This is a genomic window from Vibrio panuliri (assembly GCF_009938205.1).
Lineage (GTDB): Bacteria > Pseudomonadota > Gammaproteobacteria > Enterobacterales > Vibrionaceae > Vibrio > Vibrio panuliri.
Genome location: NZ_AP019654.1, coordinates 2788645 through 2809509, shown reverse-complemented (window position 1 = coordinate 2809509; position 20865 = coordinate 2788645). Strand labels below are relative to the sequence as shown.

The following is a 20865-nucleotide window of genomic DNA, read 5'->3' as shown; positions in this document are numbered from 1 at the left end:
AAAACGACCACTCACTGACTCAGCTGAGTGGCGCAATGAGACTTTGGTCATGGGAAGGTGAAGACTGGTGAAAAAGCCTCTTATCGTGCAAAAATTTGGCGGTACTTCGGTAGGTTCGATTGAACGAATTCATCAAGTTGCACAGCACATCATTCAAGCTAAAAACTCGGGCAATCAAGTCGTTGTCGTTGTCTCTGCAATGTCAGGAGAAACCAATCGATTGCTTGACCTGGCAAAGCAAGTCGATAGCGTACCGGATGCTCGCGAACTTGATGTATTACTTGCTGCTGGTGAACAGGTTTCGATGGCACTACTCGCGATGACGCTCAATAAAATGGGGTATAAGTCGCGCTCATTAACCGGAGCTCAGGCAAATATTGTTACCGACAATCAGCACAACGATGCGACGATAAAGCATATTGATATTTCGCCAATCACAGAATTACTGGAACAAGACCAAATTGTCATTGTCGCTGGATTTCAAGGGATAACAGAGCGCGGAGATATTACCACGTTAGGCCGTGGTGGCTCAGACACTTCTGCAGTCACGCTTGCAGGTGCACTATGTGCCGATGAGTGTCAGATCTTCACCGATGTTGATGGTATCTATACCTGTGATCCACGCGTTGTTCAAGATGCCCAAAAGCTTGATATAATTGATTTTCCCTCGATGGAAGCAATGGCAAAAAATGGTGCCAAAGTACTTCATCTTCCTTCTGTGCAATATGCGTGGAAAAATCGGGTGCCTTTACGAGTATTGTCGACCTTTGACGTCAATCAAGGCAGTCTGGTGAAAGGAGATGAATGCGTTTATCCAGTTAGTGGTTTAGCGATTCAACGCGATATGTATTTGATTAAGGTAGCGAAAAGTTCGCTAGAATTAATCGAAAAACAGTGCCGCCTTATCGGTATTGCAATTTGGGATGTGATTGAGCACCCAGATTGGCTCGCTATTGTTGTCAAGCAAGATGCTTACTCTAAACTAGAGTTGGTTTTACAGGGAAAAGTCGCTGATCATCACTCTATCAGTTTACTGACCGCAGTGGGGGCAAATACTTACGAGTTATTGCATTCCTCATCGCAACTGCTGGCCAGTAATGAAATAGTAACGATTCATCAAAAAGTGGATGAATGGTCATTAACTATTGCATTGTTACCAGAGAGTGTAGATTATGCGGCGAATTTATTGCATCAAGCTTATATCAAGCCGAGCAAAGCACTCGTTTGCCTACAAAAACATGCCTTTCTAAACTAGATTCTCCGCAGAATAGAGTTTACGAAAATATAACTTTTGTTGGATAATAGCTTAGTAGCAAGAAATTTTAAGAGATTACTCAAGGAGCACAGAATGCTAATTTTAACTCGCCGTGTTGGTGAAACTCTAATGATTGGTGATGAAGTCACTGTAACTGTACTAGGCGTAAAAGGTAACCAAGTACGTATCGGCGTTAATGCTCCGAAAGAAGTGTCTGTTCACCGCGAAGAAATCTACATGCGCATTCAGGCAGAAAAAGGTAATGGTAACGTTGCATCTGGCAACTACTAATTGCTTTAAAAAAGCTGGCACAATGTCAGCTTTTTTTGTGGGTACATAGTGGAAATTCTCTCGAAAAAGCATGAATAAACACCGATTTGGTTAATTTGCCAACGGTTGGAGAGGTTTCTGTCAAATTTGCCAAGAAAGTAATTGACATATTTTCGGTAAATCGTAATATGTGCCTCCGCAAGACGGTGAGGTGGCCGAGAGGCTGAAGGCGCTCCCCTGCTAAGGGAGTATACGGCTTGATACCGTATCGAGGGTTCGAATCCCTCCTTCACCGCCATTCTTGCTTCTTCTTTTTTAGAAGAATTGCTCTTCGGAGCATAGCTTTGAAACAAAGCAAATGCGCGCTCGTAGCTCAGCTGGATAGAGTACCTGGCTACGAACCAGGCGGTCAGAGGTTCGAATCCTCTCGAGCGCGCCATTCTCTCTTGGAGAGAATAATAAAAAACGGTGAGGTGGCCGAGAGGCTGAAGGCGCTCCCCTGCTAAGGGAGTATACGGCTTGATACCGTATCGAGGGTTCGAATCCCTCCTTCACCGCCATTTTATTGACCGGCAGGTCAATTTTTTTGTTTCAAAACTAAAAATTTGTGATAAGCTTCACATCCCGTGCGTCCTTAGCTCAGCTGGATAGAGTACCTGGCTACGAACCAGGCGGTCGGAGGTTCGAATCCTCCAGGACGCGCCACTTTTCTTTTGAAAAGAATAGGGGTCACAGACCTGATATTGGTTAGTGTTAATTGATATCGAAAATTGCGCGCTCGTAGCTCAGCTGGATAGAGTACCTGGCTACGAACCAGGCGGTCAGAGGTTCGAATCCTCTCGAGCGCGCCATTATTTAGGGCTATCTAGTCCTGATAGTGATAATGTCATTATCAAAACCCGTGCGTCCTTAGCTCAGCTGGATAGAGTACCTGGCTACGAACCAGGCGGTCGGAGGTTCGAATCCTCCAGGACGCGCCACTTTTTAGGTTATAGACCTGATATTGGTTAGTGTTAATTAATATCGAAAACTGCGCGCTCGTAGCTCAGCTGGATAGAGTACCTGGCTACGAACCAGGCGGTCAGAGGTTCGAATCCTCTCGAGCGCGCCATTATTTAGGGCTATCTAGTCCTGATAGTGATAACGTCATTATCAAAACCCGTGCGTCCTTAGCTCAGCTGGATAGAGTACCTGGCTACGAACCAGGCGGTCGGAGGTTCGAATCCTCCAGGACGCGCCACTTTTTAGGTTACAGACCTGATATTGGTTAGTATTAATTAATATCGAAAACTGCGCGCTCGTAGCTCAGCTGGATAGAGTACCTGGCTACGAACCAGGCGGTCAGAGGTTCGAATCCTCTCGAGCGCGCCATTATACTAAAGCCTCGCATTCGTGCGGGGCTTTTTTATTAACAAAATCTTATCAACATTCCTACTTTTCATATACAACTATCTGTTTTTGAAACATAAATATCAGATTTTTTAAGCCAATCGCAGTAATCTCTTTTTACTTGGAATAACGTGGTAAAAACACTAGTTAATTGTTCTTTTTAACACCGAATAATCCAGCTTTATGTGATTTGTGTGACGAATGTTTCGCCAGAAATGTGGAATATCATAAAGTGTGCCTTAAACAAAATTGACAAAGTTTAACCAATCGAGATAATCCTAGTCCTCTTGTCGGGATAATAGGATGCATCCAGCGGCAATGTAGAGCACCTTATGGTGCCGCCTCGGTTAAGTGATAGGTTGTATAGCGTAATAGCTTGACCAAATAGGCAGTTGTCAGGATGACAAAGAAAGGACGCAAAATGGACAATATTGGAAGCCAACTATTTGATGCTGCCACCCTGATGCTTACAGGGATGTCGGTGGTATTTATTTTCCTCACAATTCTTGTATACCTCGTTAGGTTGATGTCTCGGTTAGTGCCAGAGGAAGTGCCAGAGCCGATCTCTACCCCATTTCAGAGTAAACCAGTTCAATCATCTGCTGCTGTAAGCCCAAAGGTCGTAGCGGCCATTTCCGCAGCGGTGCACCAATACCGTACTTCTGCTGCGAAATAGCATTAAAGGATTAAAAGGAGTTAATGAGCATGTCTAAACCACTAGCTATCACTGATGTGGTACTTCGCGATGCACATCAATCGTTGTTTGCAACACGTATGCGTATCGAAGATATGTTACCGATCGCCGCTGAACTAGATAAAGTCGGCTACTGGTCTTTAGAAACTTGGGGTGGCGCGACGTTTGATTCGTGCATCCGTTTCTTGGGTGAAGATCCTTGGGAACGCCTACGTGAACTTAAAAAGGCGATGCCTAATACCCCGATGCAGATGCTACTGCGTGGTCAAAACCTTTTAGGATACCGCCACTATGCCGACGACGTAGTAGAAAAGTTTGTTGAGCGTGCTCACGCGAATGGTATGGATGTGTTCCGTATCTTTGACGCGATGAACGATGTGCGCAATTTCCAGAAAGCAGTGAAAGCGGCGGTGGATGTAGGTGCTCATGCACAAGGTACGCTCTCTTACACAACCAGTCCGGTGCACAACGCCGACACTTGGGTGGATCTTGCTAAGCGCCTTGAGGACCTAGGTTGTCACTCTCTGTGTATTAAAGACATGTCTGGTTTGCTTAAGCCATATGAAGCTGAAGAGTTGATCACTCGGATTAAGGCTTCTTGTGAAATCCCATTAGCACTTCATTGCCATGCGACAACAGGGCTATCAACGGCGACGGCAGTGAAGGCTGTTGAGGCGGGGATCGATATTCTGGACACCTCAATTTCTTCTATGAGTTGTACTTATGGTCATACGCCGACTGAAACCGTTGTTGCAATGCTGCAAGGCACCGAGCGTGACACTAACCTCAACCTTGAGCAACTGGAGCCCATTGCGGCTTATTTCCGCGAAGTACGCAAGAAGTATGCGAAATGGGAAGGCTCACTCAAAGGGGTTGATTCACGCATTCTAATTGCACAAGTCCCGGGCGGTATGTTGACCAATATGGAAGGGCAACTTAAAGAGCAAGGTGCAGCGGATCGTATCGATGAGGTTTTAGAAGAGATCCCACGTGTTCGCCAAGATCTTGGCTATATCCCTCTTGTAACACCAACATCTCAGATCGTCGGTACGCAAGCGGTGATCAATGTACTGACCGGCGAACGTTATAAGAGCATCACCAAAGAAACCGCGGGGGTCCTCAAAGGTGAGTATGGTGCCGCACCTGCGGAAGTGAATGCGGAACTGCAAGCTAAAGTACTCGATGGTGCAGAACCAATCACCTGTCGCCCTGCCGATCTACTTGAAGCGGAACTGGATAAGTTGACCGATGACTTGCTAGCAAAAGCTAAGCAGGAAGGCATCTCGCTTGCGCAAGATACAGTGGATGATGTACTGACCTATGCGTTATTTCCACAAGTTGGTCTTAAGTTCCTTAAAAATCGCCATAATCCTGATGCATTTGAACCTGCGCCGGGTAAAGAGCAACCTGCACCTGCTGCGCCAGTAGCAGCACCAGTACAAGGTGGTATTGAAACTTACAGCGTGAAAGTCGATGGGCAAGTTTATGATGTTGAAGTAGGGCCTCAAGGGCAACTAACGTCAGTCACTCCAAGCACTTCGACACAAGCTGCTGCGCCTGCCGCTGCACCGAGTGCCAGCGCAGAGGCTGTTCCAGCCCCACTGGCTGGTAATATTTTTAAAGTTAATGTGCAAAGTGGTTCTGAAGTGGCTGAAGGCGATGTACTACTCATCCTTGAAGCAATGAAGATGGAAACAGAAGTGCGTGCTGCTCGTGGTGGTGTCGTTCAGGATCTCCATGTGAAAGAGGGTGACTCGGTTGTCGTGGGTGCCCCGCTACTGAGCTTAGCGTAAGGGAGTACCATGGACGGATTACTAACACTTTGGTCTGAAACTGGCATTGCTAACTTTGAATTTGGTCAGCTATGCATGATTGCTGTCGGCTGTGTTCTACTGTTCTTAGCGATTCGAAAAGGTTTTGAACCGTTACTGCTGTTGCCAATTGGCTTTGGCGCCATTTTGGCTAATATCCCCAATGCGGGCTTTACCGAGCCTGGCGGTATGCTTTACTACGTTTACTATATTGGTATCGATTCGGGCGTTTTCCCGCTACTGATCTTTATGGGTGTAGGGGCAATGACAGACTTCGGCGCCTTGATTGCTAACCCGAAAACGCTTTGGCTTGGGGCGGCGGCACAGTTTGGTATTTTTGCTACTTTGTTTGGTGCGATCTTACTTAACTATGTTCCTGGTATGGAGTTCTCCATGGCGGATGCGGCATCCATTGCGATTATAGGTGGTGCCGATGGTCCAACAGCGATTTTCCTTGCCAGCCAATTGTCGCCAGATCTTCTTGGCGCAATCGCGGTGGCGGCATACAGCTATATGGCTCTGGTACCGATTATTCAACCACCAATTATGAAAGCGCTCACGACACCAGAAGAGCGCAAGATCAAAATGGCTCAGCTACGCCATGTGGGAAAAACAGAGAAAATTCTTTTTCCACTTGCGGTGTTGATGATGACCATCTTGTTCTTGCCGTCGGCGACGCCACTGGTTGGGATGTTCTGTCTCGGCAACTTGATGCGTGAAGCGGGTGTGGTGGAGCGTTTGTCGAAAACCGCGCAGAATGAGTTGATCAACATTGTGACGATTTTCTTAGGACTTGGCGTAGGCTCCAAGCTGCAAGCAGAAGAGTTTTTGAACCTCGAAACCTTGGGTATTCTAGGGCTCGGTGCTGTGGCTTTCAGTATTGGTACTGGTGGTGGTGTGTTGATGGCGAAGCTGTTGAACAAGCTGTCTAAAGAAGACATTAACCCACTGATTGGTGCAGCTGGGGTATCGGCTGTACCAATGGCTGCTCGTGTGGTGAACAAAGTAGGTCTAGAGGCGAACCCGCAAAACTTCCTGCTAATGCACGCGATGGGACCCAATGTCGCGGGCGTTCTGGGTTCGGCCGTGGCTGCGGGTATTTTGCTGGCTCTAGTTGGCTAGAACACAGCGACGCTCGTGAGCGGAGTTGCCGAGGTAATAACTTGGTTAAATTGCGATCAAGTGGTTAACCAAGGCAAACAAAATGTTATATATTCAAAGGGATGCTTCGGCATCCCTTTTTTATATCGATAAGGATTCGTTGCTATGGAAAACAAACAAGTTGTCATCCCAAGTTTTGGAGAGCCTGAAGTACTCACAATCCAGAGTTCACCAATGCCCGAAGCAAAGCCTGGTGAAGTGGTGGTGAGAGTCGCTTTTGCGGGTGTGAATCCGATTGATGTAAAGACGCGAGCCGGGCTTGGCTGGGCGGCGGCACAGAATAAAGATAACCTGCCTTGGGCCTTAGGTTATGACATCGCTGGTTCGGTTTATCAGTGTGGTGAAGGGACGCAGAAATTTGATGTTGGCGACAAGGTTGCGGGCTTTATCGGTTTTCCTTTGCAAGGTGGTGGCTATAGTCAATATATATCCGTACCAGAAGCCGTATTAAGTCGTGTGCCTGAAGCGGTGACCCTTGAAGCAGCTGCGGCTTTGCCTCTTGCAGGTCAAACGGCGATTCAAGCTCTTGATAAGGTCTCGGTTCAAGAAGGGCAACGAGTCTTGATTCTTGCAGGCGCTGGTGGCGTCGGTCATATTGCCGTGCAACTGGCTGTTGCGGCAAAAGCGGAAGTTTTTACCACATGCAGCGAGCGTAATCTTGATTACCTTGCTACCCTTGGTGCTCATGCTATTAATTACGAATTCGCCCCTGTGTCAGAACGCGTTGAAGAGGCCGATGCTTTGGTTGACTTAGTCGGTGGTGACGCTGCGCTGGATGCCCTGAAATGTTTAAAAGATGGCGCTAAGGTCGTGACGGTTCCAACTTTAAGTGCTGAACTGATCTGTGAAAAAGCGAAGTTACTCGGCTTTGAAGCAACGGGCATGTTAGTGGATCCGAATCCAGAACAGCTTGATGCGATGTTGTATTTAGTCAGCATCGGTTTGCTTAAAACTGAAATTTACCAAGTCTACCCAATGGAACAGGTAGTTGATGCTCATAAACAGATGGAAACAGGGCGTACAAGAGGAAAGATTTTGTTGGATATGCAATGCTAGAAACGTTTAATACCGCGTTTCAATCTATCGCATTATGGTTTTCTGATTCCGCGCTCTGGGTACTATTTTTTAGTGGTCTACTTAGCGCAACCTTATTACCCGGAGGCTCAGAGGCTGGTTTAATTGCTACTTTGAGCCTAAATCAATACTCTCCTGCATGGGTTATTTGCGTCGCCACGCTGGGCAATACGCTAGGTGGTTTGACGAACTATTGGTTAGGACTGTGGCTACCTAATCGAACTCAAAACGAAAAACATGGTCATAAAGCCATCCAGTGGTTACAAAAATATGGTTACTGGTGTCTGTTTTTTAGTTGGTTGCCTGTGATTGGTGACCCTTTATGTCTTGCAGCAGGTTGGCTTCGAATGAGGTTTTGGCCAAGCTTTTGGTTGATCCTTATTGGAAAAGCGTGCCGTTACGCTTTACTTGCTGCTTTGTTCTACGGTTTTTTCTAAGGAAATACGATGAGAAAGTTTCTACTTGGTGCCGTTTCTCTTACCGCATTGTTTGGTTGCACCTCGAATCTCGATTATTCCGCCCCGTTTTTCTCCTCTCTTCCTCATGGTGTCAAACTGGTTGAAGAGGTGGACTCTGTCGCTGGCAAAGCGACCATCCCCTACAGTAAATACACACTTGATAATGGGTTGACGGTTATTCTTTCCCCGGATCATTCAGATCCGCTTGTTCATGTTGACGTTACCTATCATGTCGGTTCTGCCCGTGAAGACATTGGTAAGTCGGGCTTTGCGCACTTTTTTGAGCACATGATGTTTCAAGGTAGTGAACATGTTGGTGACCAAGAACATTTTCGTTTAATCACTGAGGCTGGTGGTTCTTTAAATGGGACCACTAACCGCGACCGTACCAACTATTTTGAGACGGTTCCTGCTAACCAGTTAGAGAAAATGCTGTGGCTGGAATCTGATCGTATGGGCTTTTTGCTTGATGCAGTTTCTCAACGTAAGTTTGAAATTCAGCGCGATACGGTGAAAAACGAGCGGGCGCAAAACTACGACAATCGCCCTTATGGTTTGATGTGGGAGCGGATGGGTGAAGCAATGTACCCAGAAGGTCACCCATATTCATGGCAAACCATTGGCTATATCGAAGATCTCAATCGTGTGGACGTTAATGATCTCAAAGCATTTTTCTTACGTTGGTATGGTCCAAACAATGCAGTACTGACTATCGGCGGGGACATCGACGTCGATCAAACTCTTGAATGGGTAAGCAAATATTTTGGTTCGATTCCTCGTGGTCCAGAAGTAGAGCAAGCACCTAAGCAGCCAGCAATACTCAACGAAGATAAGTACATCACTTTACAAGATCGTATTCAGCAACCTATGGTGCTGATTGGCTGGCCAACGCAGTACAGCGGTCACCAAGATGAAATGGCGTTAAATGCATTAGCGTCATCATTGGGTAGCGGTGCGAACTCATTGCTGTATCAAAAATTGGTCAAAACACAAAAAGCGGTCGATGCGGGTGCTTTCCAAGATTGTTCTGAGTTGGCGTGTAATTTTTACATCTACGCCATGGCTCCATCGGGCGAGAAAGGGCAGTTAAAACCTTTGTATCAAGAGATGATGCAGATTTTGAATGGCTTTGAACAGCAAGGTATTAGCCAACAGCGTCTTGACCAAATTACGGGTATGTCTGAGTCATCGGCAGTGTTCGCGCTACAAAGTGTCAAAGGCAAAGTTTCCCAGCTCGCTGCCAATCAAACGTTTTTTGGTCAGCCTGACCGATTGCAGAGTCAGCTAGAACGTATTCGTGCGGTAACGCCAGAATCAGTAATGGCAGCCTATAAGAAGTACATTAATGGTCACCACAAAGTGACGTTAAGTGTGGTTCCGCGTGGCAAATTAGAGATGGCTGTGCAGCCGAGCAATTTCACGACCCCAAAGCGCACCTTACCAGAGTACCAGAAGGTGAAAGACAGTGATCTTGTCTACCGCCGCCCGGTGGATAGCTTCGATCGTTCAATCATGCCGCAAGTGGCCGAGGCCGTACAGGCGGAGATGCCACAACTCTACCGAGTCTACTTTGATAATGGTGCAGAGTTGTTAGGCACCGTTAGCGATGAAACGCCAACAGTGCAATTGGATATTCGTTTGCCAGCCGGAGAGCGTTATGCGCCTTCAGGCAAAGAGGGAATTGCTAACCTTACGGCTGCGATGATGCAAGAAGGGACGCAACAGTCGACGCTTGAAGAGCTTCAGGCTCGTCTGGATAAATTGGGTAGCAGTGTGTCGATAAATGCTGGCAATTACACCACGACGATTTCGTTGGCGAGCTTAGAAAAGAACTTGCCACAAACTCTGGCTATCGTGAATGAAGTGCTATTTGAGCCTGCGTTCAAAGAAGCAGATTTCGCACGCGTGAAAAAACAGATGCTAGAGGGAATGGTGTATCAACATCAACAACCGAGTTGGTTGGCATCGCAAGCGACGAGACAAGTGTTGTTTGCCGGTTCGATTTATCAGCGCCCGAGCGATGGTAGTGTGGAGTCTATCAGCAACTTAACTTTGCAAGATGTCAAAGATTTCTACCACAAGCAGTACACCCCGCAAGGTGCACAAATTGTGGTGGTTGGCGATCTTTCCAAAAATGATATTGTTGCGCAGTTAGCCTCCATCGAAGCATGGCAAGGTGATGTACCCCCGTTATTAAGCCCGCAATTAGTGAGACCAGTTTCGGGTCAGGCTATCTACTTAGTCGACAAGCCTGGAGCGCCTCAAAGCGTTGTGCGTATGGTGCGCCAAGGGCTACCATTTGACGCAACCGGTGAAGTGTACCTAACGCAACTCGCCAACTTTAACTTAGCAGGGAACTTTAATAGCCGCCTGAATCAGAATTTGCGTGAAGAGAAAGGCTACACTTATGGGGCAAGTGGCTACCTTGCGTCTAACCGCGAAGTTGGCGCGGTGATCTTTTCTGCTCAGGTTCGTGCCGATGCAACCGTTCCATCGATTATTGAGATGCAAAAAGAGCTGCAACAGTATAGTGAACAAGGCATGACTGACCAAGAGTTGAGCTTTATGCGTTTGGCGGTCGGTCAACAAGATGCGCTCAAGTATGAAACGCCATCACAGAAGACCCAGCTACTGGGAAGTATTTTGACCTTCAGTTTAGATGAGGATTATCTACAACAAAGGAACAAAATTGTCGAAACGGTCAACAAGGATGTACTAGATGCGTTGGCGAAGAAGTGGTTTAATCCAGAAGATTACCAAATAGTTGTTGTTGGTGATGCTAAAAAGTTAAAACCACAGCTGGAATCGTTACAGATTCCTATCAAACAGCTTGAAATTGTCCAGTAAAGGACACATAAAGAGAGCATGTTAGTAGGGCGGTATATATCGCCCTACAGTATGTATTAAGCCAGTTCGCACCGCATAGATTTGACTATGCAGTGATGAACCACAGATTAAGGCGACTCCGTTTTGACAGATTTTGCTGCGCGTTTAGAGAAAGTTGCCCGTGATCCTAAAGTATTTAAGAACTTTGGGCGCGGCGTAGAACGAGAAACCCTTCGCTACAAACAAGGTGGGAATCTGGCGACCACCCCACATCCTGCAGGTTTAGGTTCCGCATATTCCAATAACTGGATTACCACAGACTTTGCCGAGTCGTTATTGGAATTTATTACTCCTGTATCACAAGATATCGATACTCTACTGGCACAGCTAGAAGATATTCACCACTTCACACAAACTCAGTTAGACGGTGAGAAAATGTGGCCGTTGTCGATGCCATGCTACGTTTCAGATGAGGACATTATCAACCTAGCTCAATACGGCACATCGAACTCAGGCAAAATGAAAACCCTCTACCGAGAAGGTTTGAAACGCCGCTATGGTAGTTTGATGCAGATAATCTCTGGAGTGCACTTTAACTTCTCATTCCCTGATGCATTTTGGGATGCTTTGCATGGTGAGCAAGATGAAGAAGAACGCCAAGCGACGAAGTCAGCGGGCTACTTTGCTTTGATTCGCAACTATTACCGCTTTGGCTGGTTGATCCCATTCTTCTTTGGCGCATCACCGGCTTTGTGCTCCTCCTTTATCCAAGGAAGAGAAACTAAGTTGCCGTTTGAAAACATTGGTAAGACGCTTTTCTTGCCACAAGCGACCTCGTTACGATTAAGCGACCTCGGTTACACCAGTAGTGAACAAAGTGTACTTAAAATTGGTTTCAACAGCATTGAAGAGTATCTAGAGGGCTTAAACGGTGCGATCCGTTTGCCATCAGAAGAGTTTGCCAAAATCGGTGTCAAAGTTGATGGAGAATATCGCCAACTGAACAGCAATGTGCTGCAAATCGAAAACGAGTTGTATGCCCCTATTCGCCCTAAGCGTGTAACGCAAAAAGGTGAAAAGCCGTCAGAAGCCTTAACTCGTGGCGGGGTAGAGTATATTGAAGTTCGTTCGCTTGATGTGAACCCATATAGTGCGATTGGCATTAATGAAGACCAAGTTCGCTTCCTTGACTTGTTTTTGACTTGGGCAGCGTTGAGTGACTCTGAGCCGATGGATTTCTGCGAGCAAGCTTGCTGGCGTGAAAACTGGAATAAGGTGGTACTTGAAGGTCGTAAAGTGGGTCTTGAACTGCAGATTGGTTGTAAAGGCGAAGTTCTGACTCTGCAAGAGTGGGCAAAACGCGTGTTTGTTGAGCTGACTCTAGTGGCAGAGAAGATGGACCAAGTGCTGGGTGGTAATGAATATCAAGCAGTTTGTGACAAGCTGAAGGGATGGATAGACAACCCAGAGCTGACTTTATCTGGTCAAGTATTGGCTGACACCAAAGCACATGAAGGGCTAGGGAATCTTGGTCGTTCTCTCGGGCGCAAATATATCAAGCAGCATCTAGCACATCATTACCGTGAGTACTCTCAAGAGAAGATGGAAGCCGAGGTTGCGCGTTCTAGAGCCGATCAGCGAGCACAAGAAGAAGCGGATACACTCAGTTTTGATGACTTTCTTACTGACTATTTCTCCTATTTAAAAGCGTAATTATGACCAAAGAAAGGATTCTAAAACTCGCTTTACTCATTAGTGCAGCCAGTATAGGTGGCTGCGCTACGTCTCCTCCTTCAGATCAAAGTAATCTTTGTTCCATATTTCGTCAAAACCCTGATTGGTACAGTGATGCAGTGGATATGCAAGAAGAGTGGGGCACGCCAATAAATGTGGCAATGGCGTTTGTAAAACAAGAAAGTAGTTTTCGACACGACGCTAGACCGCCAAAAGATTACCTGTTAGGTTTTATTCCTTGGGGACGCGTCAGTAGCGCATATGGTTATGCGCAAGCACAAGATCCGGCATGGGAAGACTTTCAAAGAGCGACCGATCATGGCGGCTCTCGCACCAGTTTTGATGATTCGTTAATGTTTATTGGTTGGTATACCTCCGAGACACAAAAACAATTAGGTATCTCAAAGTGGGATCCATACAACCAATACTTGGCGTATCACGAAGGCCGAGGTGGTTATAAACGTAAAACCTATCAAGGCAAGCCTTCACTGATTCGTGTGGCACGAAAAGTGGAGCAACAAGCAAAGGATTATGGTTGGCAGCTTAAACAGTGCCGACAAGAGTTGGAAAATAATAGAAGCTGGTTTTTCTAGCCAGAAAGAGAGGGATGATGCCATTACTAGATAGCTTTACTGTTGATCACACACGTATGAATGCACCAGCGGTTCGAGTCGCCAAAACCATGACGACGCCAAAAGGTGATACCATCACGGTCTTTGACTTACGCTTTACCGCACCAAACAAAGATATCTTGTCTGAGAGAGGGATTCATACGCTAGAGCACCTATATGCTGGGTTTATGCGTAATCATTTGAATGGTGATAGTGTAGAAATTATCGACATCTCACCAATGGGGTGCCGTACCGGCTTTTATATGAGTTTGATTGGTACACCTGACGAACAGCAAGTTGCAGCAGCTTGGCTTGCGGCAATGCAAGATGTACTCAAGGTCGAAGATCAAAACAAGATTCCTGAACTTAACGAGTATCAATGTGGTACAGCAGCGATGCACTCATTAGATGAAGCTAAGCAAATCGCACAGGCAATTATTGCTGCGGGTATCTCGGTTAACAAAAATGATGAGCTCGCTTTGCCAGAAGCGATGTTGAAAGAACTGCGTGTTGATCAGTACAAGTAAGTGTTGAACAAATAAAAGGAAGGCAGATGCCTTCCTTTTTTGTCACTGTGATTACTGGTTTATTGCACTTTGGGTAATACCACGACTTGGGTTTTTGCCCAAATATCGTGAAAACCACGTTTTTGTGGGTCAAGTGGCACGGTAAAGTTTGCCAGACCAAAACCAGACGTTGCGAGTCGAATTAGTGCTTGAGTCACTGTAATTCGACCACCCTGTAAATTGCGTACTTGGATTTTCCATGCTCGCATTCCTAGCGTTTGGCCTGCTCTTGTCCAAAAGTAAACAAAGAAATAAATCCATACAGCAGCAAGATAGAAAGTATAGATCGGACTCCATATTGGATGCTTGGTAAGAAGATCACTCACATCAACATAGGGTGCAACGTCAAATAGATTCATGGCGATAAGCGCGTGCAATACTGCAATAACGACGCCCGCTGCCATCATTTCAATTGCAAGAATAATCAGGCTGTCATAAAACAAAGCCCCAAGGCGGCGCATTAGACCCGCTGGTGGAAGTGGCTGTTGGTTGCTCATACTCGTCACTCAAGATGGAAAATAGGCGTCAGGATAATAGTTCACTCCCGTTGTGAAAAGAGAGCTTGCGCACAGCTTAATGCTTTGTGGCGAAATTATCAGCAAACGATAATAGTTTCAGTCTTTTGCACTTGCACGTTACGCATTGTTACGTATAATGCCAAACATCAAGAGGCAACAGCCTTAAGATGCCGGTGTGGTGAAATTGGTATACACGACGGATTCAAAATCCGTTGCCTTCGGGCGTGGCGGTTCAAGTCCGCCCACCGGTACCATATTTATACGATAAAGCCTCGACGAAAGTCGGGGCTTTGTTGTATCTGGGGTTTGTGAATTCCAACCCAGCGTGGCGTCAGGAGTGCCTGCCCAGTCAAGTCGCCCACCGGTACCCTATTTATACGATAAAGCCTCGATGAAAGTCGGGGCTTTGTTGTATCTGAGGTTTGTGAATTCCAACCCGGAGTGGCGTCAGGAGTGCCTGTGTTATTAGTTCTCACTGACTTTCAGGTTGAAAGGAATGTAAAAAAGCCCAGAACGAAGTCTGGGCATTTAGTCTAGAGAGTGTTGCGATTATTTGTAAATGCGATCAAAGCCAGCCGCGAGATCTTCAATAAGATCACCAACGTTTTCTAAACCAACATGGATACGAATCAAGGTTCCTTCGAAATCAACAGGGTTTGCTGGGCGAATTGCATTAAGCTCTTCAGGTTGGTTGGCTAGAATCAATGACTCGAAACCACCCCAAGAATAGGCCATAGAGAAATGCTCGAAGTTGTCTAAGTACAACGCTAACTCTTCTGAAGATAGCTTCTTGTTTAGTACAAAACTAAATAGACCATTACAACCTTTGAAGTCGCGAACATAAAATTCATGCCCTTTGCAGCTCGGTAGTGCTGGGTGATTGACCACTGCCACTTCTGGACGTTCTGCTAGCCATTTCGCTACTTCAATACTGGCCTTCTCATGTTGAGCTAGGCGAATTCCCATTGTACGTAAACCACGAGATGCGACATAGGCAGTATCGGCATCAACCATTTGTCCCATAAGGTAAGAGCGTTCTCTTAGACGATCCCAACAACGTTGGTTACTTACCGCCGTACCAAGCATTGCATCCGAGTGCCCTACGATATATTTGGTGCCCGCTTGGATCGAAATATCGATGCCATGTTCTAGTGCAGGGAATAAGATACCAGCAGCCCAAGTATTATCGATCATGATAATGATCTCTTCATTGATTGCTCTTACCGCTTTAACGATCGCTGGAATATCTTGTACTTCCATCGTGACCGAGCTTGGTGACTCGAGAAATACTACTTTGGTGTTTGGTTGAACAAGTTCTGCGATCTTTTCACCAATAGTCGGGTCATAGTAGGTCGTTTCAACACCGAGATCTTTTAAGACAACATTACAAAAGTCTTGTGTTGGTTCATAGGCTGCGCCGGTCATTACAACGTGGTCGCCGGACTCTACAAACGCTAAGATAGCGTTAGAGATAGCCGCAGCACCACATGGATATAGATAGCAGCCCGCGCCGCCCTCTAATTCACACATTGCATCTTGGAATGCAAAGTGGGTTAGGGTGCCGCGGCGACCATAAAACAGTTCACCTTTGGCGCGATTGGCAGTTGCATGCTTTTTCTGTTGAACGCTTTCAAATACCAGAGACGATGCACGTTGAATAACAGGGTTTACAGAACCTTGCAGAAAACGAGGTTTACGGCCTGCTGTTACTAATTTGGTTTCCATATTTTTACTAGTCATAGGATTTGTCTCTTAATATTGATTATGCTAATTGCTTTTGAGGATTTTCTTGGGTTTGCGAGTCTTTTTTACCCATGAAACGTTCGACAATTTGCGTCGCGTTTAGGTCGTGAATCACATTGAGTAGGGTTGCTGGGGCATCGGTGATGGTGCCGATCACCACTAGCATAGGAATCACTTCTAACGGTAAACCGAGCGTAGTGACGATAAAGATTTCGCCGAGGAAAGCGCCACCAGGTACACCGCCGACGATGATTGCCGAAAGGATGGCAATAATCATTGTGGTGATGAACACATCAAAGGTGAATGGCATGCCTAGTACGGCATAAATGAATACGATCTTCAGTGCTGCAATCATCGCTACGCCACCTTTGTTTAGGTTGACCAACAATGGTAGACAGATATCGGCGATCTCTTCTTTGATACCCATGTTCTTTGCTGCACGAATAGTGACAGGCAGAGTTCCCAGAGAAGAGCAGGTTCCGAGAGCTGTGATTGAAGGCTCAGCTGCATTTTTCCAGAAAGCTTTAACGCCTTTCACGCCTCCGCCAATGTACGAGTACACAATTGAACCAATCACAAAGTAAATTGCAGCAGTAACGAAGAACAAAATAGATGCGCTAGCAAAAGTGCTCAATAGCTCAGTATCTTGCTCTGCCATAGTTGCCGCGAAGAATGCACCAAGACCTAATGGTGCCCCTTTCATGATGAGGCCCACAATGTTCATTACAACTTCGTTGGCACTCTTAAGTAGCTCAGCGATTACCTTACCGCGTTCACCTGCTTGGCCAATCGCGATACCGCCAAGTACCGACATAATGATCAAAGCTAAGATATTTGATTTAGATAGCAGACCGACAAAGTCGTTAGTGGTGAACATGCTGACGAAGTCCATGCCACCTTGACCACCAGTGAATTTCTCATTTAGGTCGATGACAACGCCTTGCGCTGGATCGAAAATAGAAGCGACACCAATGATGCCAAGGGCAGGAATTGCCGCCATCGTGATAGAGACGATCAGTACCAAACCTAGTAGCTTGCCTAGCTTTTTAAGGTCAGTCATCTCAGCAATTGATGACATTACGCTAATACCGACTAGAGGCACGATGATCATAAATAAAAGGTTTAAGAAAATTTGGCCGATAGGCTTAACTTTTAGCGCAAGTTCAGGAGAAACGATGCCAAGTGTTGCCCCCGCAACAAGCGCAAGTAGCAGTACTATTGATGAACGGTAGGGTTCTAGTTTTTTCCACATAATTTTTTACTCATTTTGTTATAAGACTAAAATGGTTTAGTGACTACACTAAAATGGTACAGTCGCTAAACTAATTCAGCAAAGCATGAATAAGCAATTAGTGATAGAAATCTAAATAAACCCGCAAAGCGTGATCGGGGTAACATGTGGCTGGTTACAGTACTGATGATTAATATTAACACTGGTTAATTGTTGAGCGACTGTTGTTAACATTAAATGAGCTTTCGCAATGGGAGCAAAGGAACGTGCAAAAGTGATTTTCGCAGAGTGCTATGAGGAAAGATTGCCGCTGGTGGAGAAAAGCTTTACATTGCCAGCGAAAACATTCGGTATAGGTGATATTTATCGATAATGTAAGTAACGACAGGGCTTACGAGATAAAGGATTTATACTTGTAGTCGACCCAATTAGTTGTCTTGAAGTCGCGTGGATAACGACTTATATTACTGAAAATTAATAAAAAGTGAGCTTCGATGAAGGACCTAACAGAAATTAGCCAATTAATGGATACGCTTAATATTGTGGCAGATAAAATCTCAGCGTATGGCAAGGTCAGTCGACCGTATGGAACGGAAGATAATTTGCTGGTTCATGAAGTGCATATCATTGATTATATCGGTAGACATGACATCGTTACTGCATCAGATATCGTAGCTGTTACCTACAAAACCAAAGGGGCAATTTCCCAGACTCTAAATAAGCTTGCTGAGCTAGGGCTGATTGATAGAACGGAGCACCCAGCAGATAAACGTAAGCAAAGACTCATATTAACGGAAAAAGGAATGGTGGTTTACGAGCACCATAGAGAAAAAGACCTTGTGGCTTATTCTCGTTATCAAGACCGATTGAGTAATGTCACTGATGAAGATCTGCATAAGGCAAACGAAATTCTCAAGACTATCTTTAAGCTATAATTTTTCTAAGGCTTATCAGGATGGTAATATTTTCTCGATAACTCAATTAATGAAGAGGTCGTTTTGAATGCGACCTCTTGGTTTTTAAGCGATCTCTTTTCGTATTTTCTGATACAACAACTCAGCTAAGTGATGACTTGCGAGGTTACGCTGAACAACTTGGTTATCGAGTTTGTTATTGCGTACGACACTAAACCAATCATCCATCATGCTATGAAAACCTTTCCCCTTTAGCATTGGCGTCCAATCTTTCTCCGCTATCTTTTCTTGCTTACTTTCGCTTAATTTCACGCCCGATGTGAAAGAGTCAAACTCATAAACTTGGTTTTCTAAACACACTTGTACCCGTTCGGTGGTGATCCCAAATTGCCGATTCATTGAGGCATGGAGTAGGGTTTGTCCTTGTTGCCACTGCACATCAAGGCGAGCTAATTGATTGCCTTGGCGCTGTGTGGTGACATACACATCATCTAGGGTTGATTTTGCTGTTACGTTGACGCTATCTAATGGATGAATAAAGTCATCAAAGATAAAAGTATTCAGTTCACCCGGTAATTGAAAGCGGTTTTTCTCCCACCTAAAGCTCAAAATATCTGCAATATTTCCTTGCTGCAGGGTCGGTAGGTGATGATTGTAAAGTGGGATATGGCGTCGATTAAAGCCGACATACAACGGAACCTGATGCCGTTCTGCCAGTTCATATAACATTTCTACATGCTGATATCGATCCGCTAGAGGTTTATCGACAAAGGTCGCGATGCCATGACTTAAGAAAAATGACGCGATTTCACTGTGTGTTGAGGTGGCAGAATGAACCATCACCGCATCGATATTAAGAGCGATAAGCTTCTTGTAATCGCTGACGAACGTCTTTATCCGGTATTGATGAGCAAGTGCTGTTAGTACTTGCTCATTGCGAGTACATAGGATCAGTTCAATATCTTGTATTTGGCTAAGAACGGGCAGATACGCTTTGGTTGCAATATCTCCTAGACCAATCAGTGCTACTTTCATTTTTACTGCCTCAATCTTGTTCTTACAGGAGAGTAAATCATGCATATTCCCGTCACTGAGAAACCTCGAATTAGTCACAAATAAGTAATCAATTACTCATTAGTTAGTTGCAATCGTTGAATCGATGTATCCGCTAATTGATTTACCTCACATTAGTTAATGGGATAAAAATTGGTTTTCACCTTGTTGATTAATCGGTCATTAACTAGGGTTTTAAGATGTATTGTGATCTAGATCTCTATATTGATGAATGTTCTTCACCTTACGAGTTTGGTTATCTTGTTAGTTCTACAGGGTTGCGTGAGTTCAAATGGAAAGCTCGCGCAAGCAGGTAGTGATGCTCCCTTTGTCCACTATTTGCCAATCGGCATCCCTTATGTATTTGGTGGTCATGGTACTAGCGTACCACTAACGTCCGAAGTTAGCCTGACGGCCAAGCATGTCGCAGAGCTCGATTACAGTCGGGTTATTGCTTATCACCCTCACTGTGATTTGGCGCTAATTGAGCAAGACAATCGCACTAAACCTCTGCCAACCCTTGGCATTATTTATTCATACCAAAGCGTGATGACCGTAGGCAAAGATATGTTTGGCAATACATTGATAGGAGAAGGGCAATATTACCGTGATATCTATTTACCCGGCCATGAGCTGTTTGAACAGTGCCCTGCGAGTATTGCTGATGCACCAGTTCAATCAGGAATGAGCGGCGGTGGCGTTTATAATTCGAATTCAGAGTTGGTTGGGATTATTTCGGCAAAAGTGTATGAAGTACGCCTGCAAGATGGAACCAAGATAGAAACAGAACGCATATCATTGTTTGTGCCGCTGTTATTCGTTCGAGGGTGGCTGATAGATGAACTGGCTGAGTTTTATGCGTCTACCCAACAATCGAGTGGGCAAAGCCAAGCCCTGCTCTCAACTGATTTCTTGCTCGACACTGAAGCTATGAAGCGCAATATTCAAAATAGGAATAGATGACAATATAACCCTTTCTAAAATAATGACTCTGCTTATTATTGATGAAGTTGTAATTTAATAAACTGCGGCAAATTAATACTCATTAGTAAATGAGTTTTCTTTATATTTCACCGAATTTCCGATCTCCTTTATAGCGATGAAAAACACTTAAATGTCAAAAAATGGGATTGTGTTCACGCTTGATGCAACCGGTTGCGCTTTTTTGTTCTGCACATTTTTGCTACAGTTCTGTCAGGTTGATAAATAACCAATAACGGAGCTGGGTGATGAAAAAGATTTTACTTTGTTGTAGCGCTGGTATGTCTACGAGCATGCTAGTTAGAAAGATGGAACAAGCAGCAGAAAGCCGTGGCTTAGAGTGCCATATAGAGGCTCTCGCTGTGAATGCTTTCAATGATGCTATCAAAGAATACGACGTGTGTTTGCTTGGACCTCAAGTACGTTTTCAACTTGAAGAACTGAAGAAGGTTGCGGATGAGCACGGTAAGAATGTTGCGGCTATCTCGCCACAAGATTATGGAATGATGAAAGGTGATGCGGTGCTTGATCAAGCGTTATCGCTCATTAATTAAATTATTCCAAAAAACTAAAAAT

Annotated in this window: 18 protein-coding genes and 10 tRNA genes; 24 read left to right on the top strand and 4 right to left on the bottom strand. The window is 45.2% G+C overall.

Annotation, left to right across the window (positions count from 1 at the left end; all coding sequences use genetic code 11):
• Positions 1 to 67 precede the first annotated feature (67 nt).
• The 20 genes from GZK95_RS12800 to luxS all read left to right on the top strand — a co-directional run bounded on the left by GZK95_RS12800 (position 68) and on the right by luxS (position 13810).
• Positions 68 to 1255: an aspartate kinase gene (locus tag GZK95_RS12800; protein WP_075706943.1), complete on the top strand. Its 1188-nt coding sequence runs from the start codon at positions 68 to 70 to the stop codon at positions 1253 to 1255.
• 93 nt (positions 1256 to 1348) lie between these two features.
• Complete coding sequence (gene csrA / locus GZK95_RS12795) at positions 1349 to 1546, top strand: carbon storage regulator CsrA (protein WP_004415691.1); 198 nt, start codon at positions 1349 to 1351, stop codon at positions 1544 to 1546.
• A 184-nt stretch (positions 1547 to 1730) separates the two neighbouring features.
• Positions 1731 to 1823 (top strand) — tRNA-Ser (locus GZK95_RS12790).
• Positions 1824 to 1887: 64 nt separating this feature from the next.
• A tRNA-Arg gene (locus tag GZK95_RS12785) sits at positions 1888 to 1964 on the top strand.
• 28 nt (positions 1965 to 1992) lie between these two features.
• Positions 1993 to 2085 (top strand) — tRNA-Ser (locus tag GZK95_RS12780).
• Positions 2086 to 2153: 68 nt separating this feature from the next.
• Positions 2154 to 2230: transfer RNA gene (locus GZK95_RS12775), tRNA-Arg, on the top strand.
• A 69-nt stretch (positions 2231 to 2299) separates the two neighbouring features.
• Positions 2300 to 2376: transfer RNA gene (locus tag GZK95_RS12770), tRNA-Arg, on the top strand.
• 52 nt (positions 2377 to 2428) lie between these two features.
• A tRNA-Arg gene (locus tag GZK95_RS12765) sits at positions 2429 to 2505 on the top strand.
• A 54-nt stretch (positions 2506 to 2559) separates the two neighbouring features.
• Positions 2560 to 2636 (top strand) — tRNA-Arg (locus GZK95_RS12760).
• 52 nt (positions 2637 to 2688) lie between these two features.
• Positions 2689 to 2765: transfer RNA gene (locus tag GZK95_RS12755), tRNA-Arg, on the top strand.
• 54 nt (positions 2766 to 2819) lie between these two features.
• Positions 2820 to 2896 (top strand) — tRNA-Arg (locus GZK95_RS12750).
• A gap of 439 nt (positions 2897 to 3335) precedes the next feature.
• A complete protein-coding gene (locus GZK95_RS12745) occupies positions 3336 to 3590 on the top strand; it encodes an oxaloacetate decarboxylase subunit gamma (RefSeq protein ID WP_075709036.1) in 255 nt (84 codons plus the stop codon).
• Between the two features lie 29 nt (positions 3591 to 3619).
• Complete coding sequence (oadA, locus tag GZK95_RS12740) at positions 3620 to 5401, top strand: sodium-extruding oxaloacetate decarboxylase subunit alpha (RefSeq protein WP_075709037.1); 1782 nt, start codon at positions 3620 to 3622, stop codon at positions 5399 to 5401.
• Between the two features lie 9 nt (positions 5402 to 5410).
• On the top strand, positions 5411 to 6541 hold the full coding sequence (locus tag GZK95_RS12735) for a sodium ion-translocating decarboxylase subunit beta (RefSeq protein WP_075709038.1): 1131 nt from the start codon (positions 5411 to 5413) through the stop codon (positions 6539 to 6541).
• Between the two features lie 144 nt (positions 6542 to 6685).
• A complete protein-coding gene (locus tag GZK95_RS12730; RefSeq protein ID WP_075716022.1) occupies positions 6686 to 7636 on the top strand; it encodes an NADP-dependent oxidoreductase in 951 nt (316 codons plus the stop codon).
• A complete protein-coding gene (locus tag GZK95_RS12725; RefSeq protein ID WP_075709040.1) occupies positions 7630 to 8091 on the top strand; it encodes a YqaA family protein in 462 nt (153 codons plus the stop codon). The genes GZK95_RS12730 and GZK95_RS12725 overlap by 7 nt, the downstream gene beginning before the upstream one ends.
• A gap of 9 nt (positions 8092 to 8100) precedes the next feature.
• Positions 8101 to 10959 carry a M16 family metallopeptidase gene (locus GZK95_RS12720; protein WP_075716023.1) on the top strand — a complete coding sequence of 953 codons (2859 nt, stop codon included), beginning with the start codon at positions 8101 to 8103 and terminating at the stop codon, positions 10957 to 10959.
• A gap of 123 nt (positions 10960 to 11082) precedes the next feature.
• Positions 11083 to 12651, top strand: a complete 1569-nt coding sequence (gene gshA, locus GZK95_RS12715; RefSeq protein ID WP_075716024.1) for a glutamate--cysteine ligase — start codon at positions 11083 to 11085, stop codon at positions 12649 to 12651.
• A gap of 2 nt (positions 12652 to 12653) precedes the next feature.
• Positions 12654 to 13265, top strand: coding sequence for a transglycosylase SLT domain-containing protein (locus GZK95_RS12710; protein WP_075716025.1), 612 nt, complete (start codon positions 12654 to 12656; stop codon positions 13263 to 13265).
• Positions 13266 to 13282: 17 nt separating this feature from the next.
• A complete protein-coding gene (gene luxS, locus GZK95_RS12705; RefSeq protein ID WP_075716026.1) occupies positions 13283 to 13810 on the top strand; it encodes an S-ribosylhomocysteine lyase in 528 nt (175 codons plus the stop codon).
• Positions 13811 to 13869: 59 nt separating this feature from the next.
• On the opposite strand, the gene GZK95_RS12700 is transcribed toward luxS, so the two are convergent.
• Positions 13870 to 14346, bottom strand: coding sequence for an RDD family protein (locus GZK95_RS12700; RefSeq protein WP_075709045.1), 477 nt, complete (start codon positions 14344 to 14346; stop codon positions 13870 to 13872).
• A gap of 190 nt (positions 14347 to 14536) precedes the next feature.
• Here GZK95_RS12700 and GZK95_RS12695 point away from each other — a divergent pair.
• Positions 14537 to 14621, top strand: a tRNA-Leu gene (locus GZK95_RS12695).
• A gap of 295 nt (positions 14622 to 14916) precedes the next feature.
• On the opposite strand, the gene metC is transcribed toward GZK95_RS12695, so the two are convergent.
• Together metC and GZK95_RS12685 are read right to left on the bottom strand one after the other, a co-directional pair.
• Positions 14917 to 16107: a cystathionine beta-lyase gene (gene metC, locus GZK95_RS12690; protein ID WP_075709046.1), complete on the bottom strand. Its 1191-nt coding sequence runs from the start codon at positions 16105 to 16107 to the stop codon at positions 14917 to 14919.
• Between the two features lie 22 nt (positions 16108 to 16129).
• Complete coding sequence (locus GZK95_RS12685; protein ID WP_075716027.1) at positions 16130 to 17362, bottom strand: dicarboxylate/amino acid:cation symporter; 1233 nt, start codon at positions 17360 to 17362, stop codon at positions 16130 to 16132.
• 473 nt (positions 17363 to 17835) lie between these two features.
• Here GZK95_RS12685 and GZK95_RS12680 point away from each other — a divergent pair, with 473 nt between their 5' ends.
• Positions 17836 to 18276, top strand: coding sequence for a MarR family winged helix-turn-helix transcriptional regulator (locus tag GZK95_RS12680; RefSeq protein ID WP_075709048.1), 441 nt, complete (start codon positions 17836 to 17838; stop codon positions 18274 to 18276).
• An 84-nt stretch (positions 18277 to 18360) separates the two neighbouring features.
• Here the strand turns inward: GZK95_RS12680 and GZK95_RS12675 are convergent, their stop codons facing one another.
• On the bottom strand, positions 18361 to 19290 hold the full coding sequence (locus GZK95_RS12675; protein ID WP_075709049.1) for a Gfo/Idh/MocA family protein: 930 nt from the start codon (positions 19288 to 19290) through the stop codon (positions 18361 to 18363).
• A 300-nt stretch (positions 19291 to 19590) separates the two neighbouring features.
• On the opposite strand from GZK95_RS12675, the gene GZK95_RS12670 reads away from it, so the two are divergent.
• Positions 19591 to 20271, top strand: coding sequence for a serine protease family protein (locus tag GZK95_RS12670; RefSeq protein ID WP_139315091.1), 681 nt, complete (start codon positions 19591 to 19593; stop codon positions 20269 to 20271).
• A gap of 266 nt (positions 20272 to 20537) precedes the next feature.
• The gene (locus GZK95_RS12665; RefSeq protein ID WP_075709051.1) at positions 20538 to 20843 is read left to right on the top strand and encodes a PTS sugar transporter subunit IIB; all 306 of its coding nucleotides are present in this window, start codon (positions 20538 to 20540) and stop codon (positions 20841 to 20843) included.
• Positions 20844 to 20865 lie beyond the last annotated feature (22 nt).

Excerpts from the sequence above, each read along its gene's own strand:
- csrA (WP_004415691.1), top strand. The coding sequence starts at position 1,349 with ATGCTAATTTTAACTCGCCGTGTTGGTGAAACTCTAATGATTGGTGAT.
- GZK95_RS12745 (WP_075709036.1), top strand. The coding sequence starts at position 3,336 with ATGGACAATATTGGAAGCCAACTATTTGATGCTGCCACCCTGATGCTT.
- oadA (WP_075709037.1), top strand. The coding sequence starts at position 3,620 with ATGTCTAAACCACTAGCTATCACTGATGTGGTACTTCGCGATGCACAT.
- GZK95_RS12735 (WP_075709038.1), top strand. The coding sequence starts at position 5,411 with ATGGACGGATTACTAACACTTTGGTCTGAAACTGGCATTGCTAACTTT.
- GZK95_RS12730 (WP_075716022.1), top strand. The coding sequence starts at position 6,686 with ATGGAAAACAAACAAGTTGTCATCCCAAGTTTTGGAGAGCCTGAAGTA.
- GZK95_RS12725 (WP_075709040.1), top strand. The coding sequence starts at position 7,630 with ATGCTAGAAACGTTTAATACCGCGTTTCAATCTATCGCATTATGGTTT.
- GZK95_RS12720 (WP_075716023.1), top strand. The coding sequence starts at position 8,101 with ATGAGAAAGTTTCTACTTGGTGCCGTTTCTCTTACCGCATTGTTTGGT.
- GZK95_RS12710 (WP_075716025.1), top strand. The coding sequence starts at position 12,654 with ATGACCAAAGAAAGGATTCTAAAACTCGCTTTACTCATTAGTGCAGCC.
- luxS (WP_075716026.1), top strand. The coding sequence starts at position 13,283 with ATGCCATTACTAGATAGCTTTACTGTTGATCACACACGTATGAATGCA.
- GZK95_RS12700 (WP_075709045.1), bottom strand. The coding sequence starts at position 14,346 with ATGAGCAACCAACAGCCACTTCCACCAGCGGGTCTAATGCGCCGCCTT.
- metC (WP_075709046.1), bottom strand. The coding sequence starts at position 16,107 with ATGACTAGTAAAAATATGGAAACCAAATTAGTAACAGCAGGCCGTAAA.
- GZK95_RS12685 (WP_075716027.1), bottom strand. The coding sequence starts at position 17,362 with ATGTGGAAAAAACTAGAACCCTACCGTTCATCAATAGTACTGCTACTT.
- GZK95_RS12680 (WP_075709048.1), top strand. The coding sequence starts at position 17,836 with ATGAAGGACCTAACAGAAATTAGCCAATTAATGGATACGCTTAATATT.
- GZK95_RS12675 (WP_075709049.1), bottom strand. The coding sequence starts at position 19,290 with ATGAAAGTAGCACTGATTGGTCTAGGAGATATTGCAACCAAAGCGTAT.
- GZK95_RS12665 (WP_075709051.1), top strand. The coding sequence starts at position 20,538 with ATGAAAAAGATTTTACTTTGTTGTAGCGCTGGTATGTCTACGAGCATG.